Source organism: Streptosporangium sp. LJ11 (assembly GCF_051918945.1).
Classification (GTDB): Bacteria; Actinomycetota; Actinomycetes; order Streptosporangiales; family Streptosporangiaceae; genus Streptosporangium.
Genome location: NZ_JBPXMB010000002.1, coordinates 321,150 through 334,812, shown reverse-complemented (window position 1 = coordinate 334,812; position 13,663 = coordinate 321,150). Strand labels below are relative to the sequence as shown.

Here is a 13,663-nt window from a genome sequence, read left to right as displayed (position 1 = left end):
GTTCCCGCCGGACCGGCCCGGTCTGACCGGGCCGGCCATGACATCCACGAACCGGCCATGACATGCATGAACCGGTCCGGGAGTGCATTGACCAACCATGACACACCCGGACCGGCCATGACATGTCAGCCGGCGACCGCTTGGACCAGTCGCCGTTCAAGACCGGCGACCGTCCAGGACCGGCGACCGCTCAGACCAGTGGCCGCGCCGTCGGCGGGATCGCCACCGGCAGGGCCGTCTGGCCCGTGAGGTAGCGGTCGGCGGCCGAGGCGGCCGAGCGGCCCTCGGCGATCGCCCACACGATCAGCGACTGGCCGCGGCCCATGTCCCCGGCGACGAAGACGCCGTCGACCGAGGACATGTAGCCCCTGTCCCTGGCGACGTTGCCCCTGGCGTCGAAGAACTCGCCTCCGGCGACCTCGGCGAGCTCCTCCAGCAGGCCCTTCTTCTCCGGGCCCACGAAGCCCATCGACAGTGTGACCAGCTCGGCCGGGATCTCCCGCTCGGAGCCGGGCACCGGCTTGAACCCGGCCGCGGGACCCTCCACCTCGACCAGGCGCAGCGCCCGGACGTTGCCGTCGGCGTCGCCGACGAACTCGGTGGTGGAGACCGCGTAGACCCGGTCGCCGCCGCCCTCGGCCAGCTCCTCGTGGGCGCTCTCCATCTTGAACAGGATGGGGAACGTGGGCCACGGCTGGCTGCCGGGGCGGTCCGCCGGGGGCTGGGGCATGATCTCCAGCTGGGTGACCGAGGCGGCTCCCTGGCGGATCGCGGTGCCGATGCAGTCGGCGCCGGTGTCACCACCGCCGATCACGACGACGTGCTTGCCCTCGGCGCTGATCGGCGAGACCGGGAAGTCGCCCTCCTGGACCTTGTTGGAGGGCGGCAGGTACTCCATCGCCTGGTGGACGCCCGCCAGGTCGCGTCCGGCGACGGGCAGGTCCCGCCACTGGGTCGCGCCGCCGGCCAGGACGATCGCGTCGAACTCCTCGCGCAGCCGCGCCGCCGTGATGTCCACGCCGACGTTGACGCCGGTACGGAACTCGGTGCCCTCGGCCCGCATCTGGTCGAGCCGGCGGTCGATGTGCCGCTTCTCCATCTTGAACTCGGGGATGCCGTAGCGGAGCAGGCCGCCGATCCGGTCGGCCCGCTCGAACACGACCACGTCGTGCCCGGCCCTGGTGAGCTGCTGCGCGGCGGCCAGGCCCGCCGGACCCGAGCCGACGACCGCGACCCGCTTACCGGTCTTCGAGGCGGGGATCTGGGGGGTGACCCAGCCCTCGTCGAAGGCGCGGTCGATGATCTCGACCTCGACCCGCTTGATCGCGACCGGGTCGGAGTTGATGCCGAGCACGCACGCGGCCTCACACGGAGCCGGGCACAGCCGGCCGGTGAACTCCGGGAAGTTGTTGGTGGCGTGCAGGCGCTCGATGGCCTCCCGCCAGTCGTCCCGGTAGACCAGGTCGTTCCACTCGGGGATCAGGTTGCCCAGCGGGCAGCCGTTGTGACAGAACGGGATGCCGCAGTCCATGCACCGCGCGGCCTGCTTGGTCAGCGCGGGCTTGGGGAAGTCCTCGTAGACCTCCCGCCAGTCGCGGATGCGCACGTCCACCGGGCGGCGCGCCGGCAGCTCGCGTCCGTGAGCGAGGAAACCCTTGGGGTCAGCCATCGGTCGTACCTCCCTTATCCGTGAAATCCGTGAAAAGCCTGGAGAGCCCGGGAACCCCGGAACAGCCGGGAAACATGGGCGACATGAACGGTCTTCGCCATCGGAACGGACATCGGCCTCACCCCTGGACCGCGGCGGTCATGACGGCCTCGTCGATGTCGCGGCCCTCCAGCCGGGCGGACTCGGCGGCCCGCAGGACCCGCTTGTAGTCCGTCGGCATGATCTTGCCGAACCGGGACGGGTCCCAGTCGGCGAGGATCGCCTTGGCCACCGTGGAGCCGGTCTCGGTCAGGTGGGCCTCGACGATCTCGCGCAGCGCCTCGGACTCGGCCTCGTCCAGCTCCTCGATCTCGACCATCTCCCGGTTGACCCGCTCGGCGTCGAGGTCGAGCAGGTAGGCGACGCCGCCCGACATGCCCGCCGCGAAGTTGCGGCCGGTCGGGCCGAGCACGACCACCTTGCCGCCGGTCATGTACTCGCAGCCGTGGTCGCCGACGCCCTCGACCACCGCGGTGGCGCCGGAGTTGCGGACGCAGAACCGCTCCCCCACGACGCCGCGGATGAAGGCCTCACCGGAGGTCGCGCCGTACAGGCCGACGTTTCCGGCGATGATGTGCCCGTCGAGCGGGGCCGCGTCGTGCGGCTGGACCGTGATCCGGCCGCCGGACAGGCCCTTGCCCACGTAGTCGTTGGCGTCGCCGGTCAGCCGCAGGGTGATCCCCCTGGGCAGGAAGGCGCCGAAGGAGTTGCCCGCGGAGCCGGTGAAGCGCACGTCGATGGTGTTGTCGGGCAGGCCCGCCCCGCCGTACCGCTTGGTCACCTCGTGGCCGAGCATGGTGCCGACCGTGCGGTTGACGTTGCGGATGGGCAGGTCGAGCGTGACCCTGGAACCGCCCTTGAGCGCGCCCTCGGCGAGCTGGATCAGCGTGTTGTCCAGCGCCCTGTCCAGCCCGTGGTCCTGCTCCACGGTACGGCGCAGCGAGGCGCCCGCGGGCAGCTCGGGCTGGTGCAGGATCGGCGCCAGGTCCAGCCCCGAGGCCTTCCAGTGGTTCTCGGCCGGGGTGGTGTCCAGCAGCTCGGCGTGGCCGACGGCCTCCTCGATGCTGCGGAAGCCCAGCGCGGCGAGGTACTCGCGGATCTCCTCGGCGACGAACTCGAAGAAGTTGACCACGAACTCGGGCTTGCCGGTGAACCGCCTGCGCAGCTCGGGGTTCTGGGTGGCGACGCCGACCGGGCAGGTGTCCAGGTGGCAGACGCGCATCATCACGCAGCCGGAGACGACCAGCGGGGCCGTGGCGAAGCCGTACTCCTCGGCACCGAGCAGCGCGGCGATGACCACGTCGCGGCCGGTCTTGAGCTGGCCGTCCACCTGCACGACGATCCGGTCGCGCAGGCCGTTGAGCAGCAGCGTCTGCTGGGTCTCGGCCAGGCCGAGCTCCCAGGGGGAGCCCGCGTGCTTGAGCGAGGTCAGCGGGGACGCGCCGGTGCCGCCGTCGTGGCCGGAGATGAGCACGACGTCCGCGTGGGCCTTGGACACGCCCGCCGCGACCGTGCCGACCCCGACCTCGGCCACGAGCTTGACGTGCACCCGGGCGGCCGGGTTCGCGTTCTTCAGGTCGTGGATGAGCTGGGCGAGGTCCTCGATCGAGTAGATGTCGTGGTGCGGCGGCGGCGAGATGAGGCCGACGCCCGGGGTGGAGTGCCGGGTCTTCGCGATCCACGGGTAGACCTTGTGGCCGGGCAGCTGGCCGCCCTCACCGGGCTTGGCGCCCTGGGCCATCTTGATCTGCACGTCGTCGGCGTTGACCAGATACTCCGAGGTCACACCGAACCGGCCGGAGGCCACCTGCTTGATGGCCGAGCGGCGGGCCGGGTCGTGCAGCCGCTCGGGGTCCTCGCCGCCCTCACCGGTGTTGGACTTGCCGCCCAGCCGGTTCATCGCGATGGCGAGCGTCTCGTGCGCCTCCATCGAGATGGAGCCGTACGACATCGCGCCGGTCGAGAAGCGCTTGACGATCTCGCTGACCGGCTCGACCTCGTCGATCGGCACCGGCTCGCGGACGCCCTCCCGCAGCTTGAACATGCCGCGCAGCGTCATCAGCTTCTCCGCCTGGGAGTCCACCAGGCCGGTGTACTCCTTGAAGATCTCGTAGCGGCGCGAGCGGGTGGCGTGCTGCAGCTTGAAGACGGTCTCGGGGTTGAACAGGTGCGGCTCGCCCTCGCGGCGCCACTGGTACTCGCCGCCGACCTCCAGGCGGCGGTGGGCGTTCTCGGCCCGGGGGTAGGCGCGCAGGTGACGCTGCGCCGCCTCCTCGGCCAGGACGTCGAAGCCGACGCCGCCCAGACGGGACGTGGTCCCGGTGAAGCAGGCGTCCACGACCTCCTGGCTCAGGCCGAGCGCCTCGAAGATCTGCGCCCCGGTGTAGGAGGCGACCGTGGACACCCCCATCTTGGACATGACCTTCAGCACGCCCTTGCCGTACGCCTTGATGAGGTTGCGCACGGCCTTGTGCCGGTCGACCTTCAGGACGCCGGAGTCGACCATGTCCTCGACGGTCTCGATGGCGAGGTACGGGTTGACCGCGCCCGCCCCGTAGCCGACCAGGAGCGCCATGTGGTGCGCCTCGCGCGCCTCGCCGGTCTCGACGACCAGACCGATCTTGGTGCGGGTCTTCTCGGCGATCAGGTGGTGGTGGACGGCGCCGGTGAGCAGCAGCGAGGGGATCGGCGCCAGGGCGGCGGAGGAGCCGCGGTCGGACAGCACGATGATCCGCGCCCCGCCCTCGATCACCGAGGAGACCTCGGCGCGGATCTCCTCGATGCGGCGCAGCAGCGCCTCGCCGCCGCCCGCGACCTCGTACAGGCCGGAGACCACGTGCGGGTGGAAGCCCGGCAGCGCGCCCTCGTCGTTGATGTGGATGATCTTCGCGAGCTCGTCGTTGTCGAGCACCGGGTAGGGCAGCACGAGCTGGCGGCAGGAGGCCGGTCCCGGGTCGAGCAGGTTGCCCTCGGGGCCGATGGTGCTGGCCAGGGAGGTGACGAGCTCCTCGCGGATCGCGTCCAGCGGCGGGTTCGTGACCTGCGCGAACAGCTGGCTGAAGTAGTCGAACAGCAGCCGGGGCTTCTCGCTGAGCACCGCGACCGGGGTGTCGGTGCCCATCGAGCCGATCGGCTCGATGCCCGCCCTGGCCATCGGCGCCAGGATGATCCGCAGCTCCTCCTCGGTGTAGCCGAAGGTCTGCTGCCGCTTGATCAGCGCCTCGTGCGAGGGGACCTCGTGCGAGCGTGCGGGCAGCTCCTCGAAACGGACCAGCCCGGCGTGCAGCCAGTCCGCGTACGGCAGCTCGGCCGCCAGCTCCGCCTTGATCTCGTCGTCTTCGATGATCTTGCCGAGCTCGGTGTCGATCAGGAACATCTTGCCGGGCTGCAGGCGGCCCTTGCGGACCACGTCCTCGGGGGCGATGTCCAGCACGCCCGCCTCGGAGGCCAGCACGACCAGGCCGTCCGCGGTCACCCAGAACCGGCCAGGCCGCAGGCCGTTGCGGTCGAGCACCGCGCCGACGAGGGTGCCGTCGGAGAAGGTGATCGAGGCCGGGCCGTCCCAGGCCTCCATCATCGTGGAGTGGAACTCGTAGAACGCCCGCCGCGCGGGGTCCATCTCGGTGTGGCTCTCCCACGCCTCGGGGATCATCATCAGCACCGCGTGCGGCAGGCTGCGTCCCGCGAGGTGGATGAGCTCCAGCGTCTCGTCGAAGGAGGCGGTGTCGGAACCGGCCGGGTCGCAGATCGGGAAGAGCCTCGACAGGTCGCCCGGCAGGTTCGCCGTCTTCAGCATGGCCTCGCGGGCGCGCATCCAGTTGCGGTTGCCCTTGACCGTGTTGATCTCACCGTTGTGGGCGACGTAGCGGTACGGGTGCGCCAGCGGCCACGAGGGGAAGGTGTTGGTGGAGAAACGCGAGTGGACCAGCGCGATCGCGGTCTCGTAGCGCTCGTCGCTCAGGTCGGGGAAGAACTGCTCGACCTGCAGCGGGGTGAGCATGCCCTTGTAGACGATGGTCCGGGAGCTCAGCGAGGGGAAGTAGACGTTCGCCTCGTGCTCGGCCCGCTTGCGCAGGCAGAAGGCCAGCCGGTCCAGCTCCAGGCCGGTCTCGCCGTCCGGGGACGCCACGAACAGCTGGCCGAAGAACGGCATCACCGCGCGGGCGCTCGGCCCGGGAAGGTCGGGGGTGGTCGGAACGTCGCGCCAGCCGAGGACCGTCAGGCCCTCCTCCGCGGCGATCTCCTCGATCAGCCGCACGGCGGTCTCGCGGGCCTGGGCCTCGACGGGCAGGAAGGCCATGCCGGCGGCGTAGGAACCGGCCGCGGGCAGGGGGAAGTCCGCCACCACGCGGAAGAAGATGTCGGGGATCTGCGTCAGGATCCCGGCCCCGTCGCCGGTGTCCGGTTCGCTACCCTGGGCTCCCCGATGGTCGAGATTGCACAGCGCGGTCAATGCCTTCGCGACGATGTCGTGGCTCCGGCGGCCGGCGACGTCCGCGACCATGGCGACACCGCAGGCGTCGTGCTCGTGCGAGGGGTGGTACAGGCCCTGAGGCTCGGGAAAGCCGAGGTGGGCAGCAGGCATTGAATCCCTCCCGTCGTCTTGCTTCTTTCGAACAAGCAAGGGACGACGTTGGCCCTGCTGCGTGGTGGGTAGAGATTACCGTACCCTGCCGGATACCTACCTACCCGGTGAGATCGCGCCGAATTAGTGCCGGTTCGCCCGGTTCGTTTAACACGTAACGGTGGCGCAACATTCCAGGTCCGGGCTCTATGGTGGCCCAATGGAACCGAGCGACCCCGTCGGCCCGGGTGGCCCCACCGATCTGACAGACACCAGCACTCCGAACATCCCGGGCGTGTCGAGGCGGTCCGGCGCACCGGACTCCCCCGGCACCCCCGGCGAAACCGGCGAAACCGGCGACCTGGCCGGAGCCGGCGCGGGAGTCGGGTCCCGGGCCGGGGCGGGGACCGGAGCCGTGAGCGAGGCCGGAGCCGGGACCGGGGCCGAGGCGCTCGTCGCGCGGGCGGGCGTCGACGGAAGGCGGCTGCGGAACGCGCTCGCCGCCCTGGGCGACGGCCGCTGGTGGACGCTCGCCGACCTGGTCAGGGAGACCGCGACGTCGCGACGGACCATCGAGGCGCTGCTGCGCGAGGTGGACGGGGAGCTGGAGCGGTCCGGCGACCGCTTCAGGCTCCCGGCCCCGCCGGCCTGGCTGGAGCCCGCCCGGCCGGGGTCTGTTCCGGTGGGCCGGGACCAGCCGGGCCCGGCCCGGCGGGAGAGCGCCTTCCCGCCCGCCGGACCGGGAGGGAGCGCCCTGGGACCGGCGGATCCCGTGGCCCACCTGCTTCCCGGCCACGCGGACCTGGTCGCGCGCATGGACGAGCTGATCGCCAAGGCGCCCAGGGGCCGCCACACGCTGGACCACGTCGCCGCGACCGGCGAGACCGTGGTCAGGCGGGCGCTGCTGCTGGACGCCCGGTTCTGGCTGGACGGAGCCAGGCTGCTGTGCGTGGGCGACCACGATTTGACCTCGCTGGCCACCGCGATGCTGCACCCGGGCGTCGAGGTGACCGTCGTCGACGTCGACGAGCGCATCCTCGCCTACATCGCCGGGCAGGCCGACCGGCTCGGCCTGGCCGTGCGAACCCGGTGGGCCGACCTGCGCCTGGGACTGCCCGCCTCCGCGCAGTCCTGGGCCGATCTGGCGATCACCGACCCTCCCTACACCCCCGAGGGCGTCGGGCTGTTCGTCGCCCGCTGCGCGGAGGGGCTGCGCGACCGCGAGCAGGGCCGGATCATGCTGGCGTACGGCGCCAGTGAGCGCACCCCCGCGCTCGCCCTCAAGGTGCAGCAGGCCCTGTCGCAGCTCAACCTCGTCAACGAGGCGATCTATCCCGACTTCAACCGCTACCTCGGCGCCGAGGCCATCGGTTCGGCCGCCGACCTGTACGTCCTGCGTCCCACGACGAGAACCTGGCCCGCCGCGGCCGCCAGGACCGAGGCCTCCGGCACCGCCATCTACACGCAGGGCCCGCAGTCCGTGGAGTCGGCGCCCCCCTCCGCCGCCCCGGCCGCGGACTCCGGCGACGGGTTCGTCCCGGAGGTGCTGGTGGGCGAATGGCCCCGTGACGTGCTGCCCAGGGCGCCCAGAGCGCGCCTGGCGACCTGGCTGGCCAAGCCCTACGCCAGCGACCCGGCCAGGGTGGCGATCTCCGTACCCGCCGGTCTGGAGGCCGCGCTGCCCCGCCTGCTGCTCGCCACCCGCGCCGCGGAGGTCCGGGTCACGCTGGCCACGGCCCCGAAGGACCTTCCCGCCGACCTGCTCGCCCTCGTCTACGAGCTCACCGCCGAAGGCGCGTCCGTCCGCGCCGTACGGGTGGCGCCACCCGCAGGGAACACAGGGACCGGCGAGACCGGCGACGACGCGGCCAGGATCCTGCGCCGCGTCCTGGACAACGCGCACGGCAAGCTCGCCAACACCTGGCGCGAGGCCCTGATCAGGGTCAGGGGTGACCTGACGAAGAGGCAGGCCAGGGCGGTCGTCACCGCCGTGGCCCCGTGGGCGGGCGACGTCACCGTCCTCGAACTGCCCGCCCACCGGCTGCTGGAGCTGCGCGCCGCGGTGGAGGGCTCCCTCAGGGCACCAGCCGACGCTGGATGACCAGGCCGAGGCCGTCCATCGCGACCTGCGGATAGGTGAGATCCACCTTGCTCCCCGGCAGGACGGGGGCGACCCAGCTCACCGTGACGTAGTGCCCGAGGCCGCGGACCTGGGCCCAGCTGCGCGAGCCGTCGAAGCCGTCGGGGGTGTAGGGGGCGGGCCGGACGAAGCCCCCGGCCTTGAGCGCCGCCACGAGCCTGTCGGCGGCGGCGGAGTCGGCGAGATTGAAGATCAGGAACTGGCCGGAGACCGTCCCGTCCTCGGTCTCGTAACGGGCCCGCAGCACCTGCGTGCACCCGCCGAGCGCGTCCTCGGCGCTCCCCCAGACCGCTTCTGCGCAGTCGGCGAGGGCCTCGGTGCTCTTGAGCGCGAGCCTGGTCGTGCCCGCCGACACCGAGGGGCCGGGGAACATCTCGGCGACGGTGAGCGGCCTGGGGTCGAGGGCACGGGTCGCTATGGGCGCGTAGTGGGCCGTACCGGACTCCGCGCGCAGGACCGCGGCGCGCGGGGCGGGCTCGTTGCCCAGCCACAGGAAGGCTCCCACCCCGGCGACCCCGGCCAGCACGACAATGATGATCCACTTGCGCATGGGGAAAAAGCTTACTTCGAGATCTCCCCGGTCCTCGAAGAACCGGGATTCCCGACCGGAATCAGCGGCTCACGGTCGGTGACCCCGCCCGGCGGCCGGCGGGCTCCCCGCGCCGCCGCCCCGGCCTCCGGGGCGGCCGGACCCCGCCGGCTCGGCCGGCTCGGCCGGCTCGGCGGCGCCCGGCCGGAAAATCCGGGGAACGACCCGGCGTACGGGAACTACTCGGCCGGGGCGGGCGCCGGGGAGGCGGCGACGATGCGACGGAAGATCGCCTTCTCCGTGGCGCGGACCGTCAGGGACAGCGAGACGAAGTCGTCCCTCGGGCCCGGCTCCGCTCCGTCGGTCCTGCCGATCCAGACCAGGCCCGCGTAGTGCCCCATGGCGTGACCGCTGGCCTCGGTGTGGCCACCGGCGGGGAAGGCGACCTTGAGCGTCTGGAGCGGCCGGACCCAGCCGCCCCGGTGCAGGGTGGTCAGCGTCTTCGCCAGCGCGTCGGCGGAGGCGGTGTCGCGCAGGTTGAACATGGTGTACTGGGCGACGTAACGGCCGTCGGCGCTGGCGTACAGGCCCCTCGCCACCTGGGTGCACCCTCCCTGGGTGAGCAGGTCGGCGAGCCCCTGGCCCCAGGTCGCCGCCACGCAGTCGGTCTCCAGCTTGGGGCTGCCCGCCAGTCTCAGTGTGGTCCTGCCCTCCTTGAGGGTCTTGGCGAAGAGATCCTTGACCGTCAGCGGCTTGGGGTCGGCCCTGCTCTCCGCGATCGGCGCGAACACCTTGGAGGAGGGCCATCCCCGGTAGACGTCCGGCCGGGGTTCGGTGCCGATGACCGAGGCGGTGGCCCGCTCGGGCACGAAGTCGTTGCCGATCGCGGAGATCGCCAGGGTGAGGGCGAGCGCGGCGACCAGCACGCCCGCCAGCGATCCGAACACCAGCACCAGCCGCTGCTGGGTCCGGGTCAGCCCCCACTCCTCCAGCAGGGGGACGCTCCAGGTCTGCGCCTTGCCGGAGGTACGGCGACGCTTGCGCCCGGGGGTCGGGGTGGGGGTCGGAGGTGGAGGGGTCACAGTGCGGTTCCTCCCAGGAAGGTGCCCAGGGCGAAGGTCAGGCCGGCGGCGACCGCGCCGACGACGAGCTGGCGCAGCCCGCTGTACCACCAGCTGCGCGCGGTGACCCGGGAGACCAGCGCGCCCGCGCCGAACAGCGCCAGGCAGGAGATCACCGCCGAGGTCACCAGGCTGGTGACCCCGAACAGGTACGGCAGGAGGGGCAGGAGCGCGCCCACGCCGAACGACAGGAAGGAGGAGACCGCGGCGATCCTGGGCGAGGGCAGGTCACGGAGGGTGACGCCGAGCTCGGCCTCGGTGTGCACCTCCAGGGCCCTTTCCGGGTCCATCGAGATCTGTTTGGCCACCTCGGCCGCCACCTCGGGATCGACACCCCGCTCCTCGTAGAGCTTGGCGAGCTCCTCCAGCTCGGCCTCGGGGTGGCGCTCGAGCTCGCGCCGCTCGACGTCGATCTCGGCCAGGGCGAGTTCCCGCTGGCTGGCCACCGAGACGTACTCGCCACCGGCCATGGAGAACGCGCCCGCGGCCAGTCCGGCGATGCCGGCCAGCAGGATGACCCTGGTGCCGGCGGCGCCGCCGGCGACACCGGCGATCAGGGCGAAGTTGGAGACGAGGCCGTCCATCGCGCCGAACACCGACGGCCGCAGCCAGCCGCCGTTGACGTCGCGATGCCGGTGGTGCATCTCGGCGCGCCCCCCGAAGGCGTCCGGGCTCACTCCGGTCCTTCGAGAGACGGCCCCGGGGACTCGGCGCGCGGGGGAGGCGGCGGGCCGCCGGCCTCGGCCCCGGAGAGGGGATACGCCGGTGTGCCGGACGATCCGGCGGCGCGTCCGGGGCCCCGGGGCCTCGACCGTGGGGAGGATGTCAACGTCGTTCTTTCTCGCCTTCGGGAACACCCTTCGTCGCGGCCTCCCCGCGCGGATCGTCTCTCTCCGTGTCGGAAGCGGCCCCGTCCGGGGCGGTGCTGTCCGGGGCGGTGTCGTCCGAGGCGGCGCTGTCCGGGGTGGTGCTGTCCGGGGTGGTGCTGTCCGGGGTGATCTTGTCCGAGGCGGCGGCCCGAACCGTTCTGCCCGGCTCGTCGTCGACCGGGTCGCTCCCGTCCCGGTCGCTCTCCACCGGCTCGGCCTGGTCCGACGGGTGGGCGGGATCGACCGCGCCTCCGGCCGTGCCCGGGTCTCCGGTCGCGAGCGTCGCCGAGGCGGGCCGCGCCCCGGCGCCCTGCCCGCTCTCGCCGTCGTTCTCGGCCGGGTCGGCCTGGTCGGACGGGTGGGCCGGGTCGACGGGACCCCCCGTGCCGTCTCCCACGTCCGACGCGGCCAGGGCGCCGGCCGGTGCGGCGGCGTCTCCGTCCTTGTCCTCGCCCTTCGCCGGATCCGCGCTCTCGTCCTCGCCCGGAACGACGGCCCCGCCCTCGAGGCCGTCGGGGTCGGTCGCCGGGATGACCCGCTCCTCGTCGGTCTTGTTCCTGGCGTACCAGAAGTAGGCCATCGCCCCGACGAACAGGATGATCGAGGTCCACTGGTTGAGCCGCAGGCCGAGGATGTGGTGGGCGGTGTCGACCCGCAGGCCCTCGATCCAGAAGCGGCCCACGGTGTAACCGGCGACGTAGAGCGCGAACAGGCGGCCGTGCCGGAGCACGAACTTGCGGCCGAGCCAGATGAGGACCAGCGCCAGGCCCAGGTCCCAGATCGACTCGTACAGGAACGCGGGGTGGTAGGTGTCCTCACCGGGCACCGTGCCGGGCCGGTCGGGGTCGATCTCCAGGCCCCACGGCAGGTCGGTGGGGCTGCCGAACAGCTCCTGGTTGAAGTAGTTGCCCCAGCGGCCGATGGCCTGGGCCACCGCGATCCCGGGAGCCACGGTGTCGGCCACCGCGGTCAGGGAGATGCCCCGGCCGCGGCAGCCCAGCCAGACGCCCACGCCGCCGAGCGCGACGGCGCCCCAGATGCCCAGGCCGCCGTTCCAGATGAACAGCGCCTCGATCGGCTCGTTGGGCGCGTCCGGCCCGAAGTAGAGCTGCCAGTCGGTGATGACGTGGTAGAGGCGGCCACCGACCAGGCCGAACGGCACGGCCCAGACGGCGAGATCCACGATCGTTCCGGGGACACCGCCGCGGGCGCGCCAGCGGCGCTCGCCGATGACGACCGCGACGACGACGCCGAGCACGATGCACAGTGCGTAGGCCCGGATGGGGACCACGCCGAAAAGGTGCCAGACCCCCTGGGAGGGGCTGGGAATCGAGGCGAGGGGCATGTCAGGTGACGTTACCGTGTCGCGCGCTACTTGGCGGCATCAAGAACGGCCTGGCGTAGCTCGGCCGGCTTGAAAGCCACCGCGGTGTCCACCTCGGTGCCGTTGAGCTTCAGCGTCGGGGTGCCCGTGAGCTTCTGGCTCTTCAGAACCTCGGCGCTGTAGGCGAGGTGCGCGGACGCCTTCTCCTGGCTGGTCACGCACTTCTCGAAGCCGGCGTCGGTCACCCCGGCGTCCTTGCCCCAGGCGATCAGGTCGGGGATCGTGAAGCCCTCCACGCTCTCCGACGGCTGTTCCTCGAACAACCTGTCGTGGAACCTGCTCCAGGGCGCGCCTCCGGCGATGCAGCGGGAGGCGGCCCCGGCGCGCACGGAGTTGCCCCGGGTGATGCCCTTGTTGGTCTGCTCCGAGAAGATCGTGATCGGGTGGTAGACCACCTTGGCCCTGCCCTCGGCCGCCAGGTTCTTGATCGTGGCGCCGCTGGTCCTCTCCAGCGCCTCGCAGGCGGGGCACTGGAAGTCCTCGAAGACGTCCAGGACCGGCTTCTCCACGCCCGCCTTGGCCATGACCACCGAGCCGTCCGCGGCGACGGTGACCGGCGCGAGCGCGGCGCCGACCTGCTCGGACTTGCTGCTCTGGGCGGCGAACCACCAGCCTGCCCCGACGGCGGCGATCGCGACGACGGCGGCCGTTCCGATGGTCGCCATGCGCTTGCGCCTCTCCTTCACCATCTGCTCTTCGCGCTGTGCCTTGATCCGATCACGCGCCGACTGCTCCCGCGCGGCCTTGCCCATCAGTCAGTCTCCTTTTCCTGGTGCTCCTCCTCGTCGTCGCCGTCAGGGTCGTCGTACGGCTCCCGTCCCGGGGTGAGTCCCAGGGCGGAGTCCAGCGCGAAGCGGCCCGGAGGAAACCAGGCGACGAGCACGCCGAGCCCGAAGAGACCGAAGTCACGCAGGATGTCGATGAGGTAGTCGGGCTCCACCCCGGCCGCCAGCTGACCGCCGCCGCCGAAGCAGCCGCAGTCGATGCGCAGCCCGCGCGCCCACGCCGAGGCGATCCCGATGACGAACGCCAGCATGAGCAGTGCCGAGATGACACCCGCCGCCCGGGTGAGCAGCCCGACGACCAGCAACACCCCCACGACGATCTCCAGGATCGGCAGGCCGTAGCCGACCGCCGTGGCGAGCGATTCAGGGAGCAGTTCATATGCCTCGACCGCCTGAACCGAGAGCACCGGGGTGCCGATCTTGCCCCAACCCGCGACGATCAGCACGCCCGCCAGCACCAGCCGCGAGACGGTCGTTACCCAGGGTAGCGCCGAAATCACGATACGCGACCTATTGGGCGCGGGGTTATCAGAGGTCACGAGCACCATTCTCCTATTCCAGGC

9 protein-coding genes are annotated in these 13,663 nt (G+C 71.9%); 1 reads left to right on the top strand and 8 read right to left on the bottom strand.

The features are described from left to right. Window positions 1–190: 190 nt before the first annotated feature. Together ACTOQ3_RS04035 and gltB are read right to left on the bottom strand one after the other, a co-directional pair. Complete coding sequence (locus tag ACTOQ3_RS04035) at window positions 191–1,669, bottom strand: glutamate synthase subunit beta (RefSeq protein ID WP_440082044.1); 1,479 nt, start codon at window positions 1,667–1,669, stop codon at window positions 191–193. A 118-nt stretch (window positions 1,670–1,787) separates the two neighbouring features. Continuing rightward, on the bottom strand, window positions 1,788–6,293 hold the full coding sequence (gltB, locus tag ACTOQ3_RS04030) for a glutamate synthase large subunit (RefSeq protein ID WP_440082043.1): 4,506 nt from the start codon (window positions 6,291–6,293) through the stop codon (window positions 1,788–1,790). A 274-nt stretch (window positions 6,294–6,567) separates the two neighbouring features. Here gltB and ACTOQ3_RS04025 point away from each other — a divergent pair, with 274 nt between their 5' ends. Continuing rightward, on the top strand, window positions 6,568–8,373 hold the full coding sequence (locus tag ACTOQ3_RS04025; RefSeq protein ID WP_440082042.1) for a bis-aminopropyl spermidine synthase family protein: 1,806 nt from the start codon (window positions 6,568–6,570) through the stop codon (window positions 8,371–8,373). Here the strand turns inward: ACTOQ3_RS04025 and ACTOQ3_RS04020 are convergent. From ACTOQ3_RS04020 to ACTOQ3_RS03995, 6 genes are all read right to left on the bottom strand, one after another. Next, a complete protein-coding gene (locus tag ACTOQ3_RS04020) occupies window positions 8,348–8,962 on the bottom strand; it encodes a hypothetical protein (RefSeq protein WP_440082041.1) in 615 nt (204 codons plus the stop codon). The two genes, ACTOQ3_RS04025 and ACTOQ3_RS04020, sit on opposite strands and share 26 nt — an antisense overlap. Before the next feature lie 218 nt (window positions 8,963–9,180). Further along, window positions 9,181–10,023: a hypothetical protein gene (locus ACTOQ3_RS04015; protein WP_440082040.1), complete on the bottom strand. Its 843-nt coding sequence runs from the start codon at window positions 10,021–10,023 to the stop codon at window positions 9,181–9,183. Continuing rightward, window positions 10,020–10,739 (bottom strand): VIT1/CCC1 transporter family protein, encoded by a 720-nt coding sequence (locus tag ACTOQ3_RS04010; protein WP_440082039.1) that lies wholly within the window; start codon window positions 10,737–10,739, stop codon window positions 10,020–10,022. Before ACTOQ3_RS04010 ends, ACTOQ3_RS04015 begins: the two co-directional genes overlap by 4 nt. 148 nt (window positions 10,740–10,887) lie before the next feature. After that, complete coding sequence (gene lgt / locus ACTOQ3_RS04005; RefSeq protein ID WP_440082038.1) at window positions 10,888–12,276, bottom strand: prolipoprotein diacylglyceryl transferase; 1,389 nt, start codon at window positions 12,274–12,276, stop codon at window positions 10,888–10,890. A 26-nt stretch (window positions 12,277–12,302) separates the two neighbouring features. Next, window positions 12,303–13,067 (bottom strand): DsbA family protein, encoded by a 765-nt coding sequence (locus ACTOQ3_RS04000; protein WP_440082037.1) that lies wholly within the window; start codon window positions 13,065–13,067, stop codon window positions 12,303–12,305. Continuing rightward, window positions 13,067–13,600, bottom strand: a complete 534-nt coding sequence (locus ACTOQ3_RS03995; protein WP_362676230.1) for a MauE/DoxX family redox-associated membrane protein — start codon at window positions 13,598–13,600, stop codon at window positions 13,067–13,069. Before ACTOQ3_RS03995 ends, ACTOQ3_RS04000 begins: the two co-directional genes overlap by 1 nt. Window positions 13,601–13,663 lie beyond the last annotated feature (63 nt).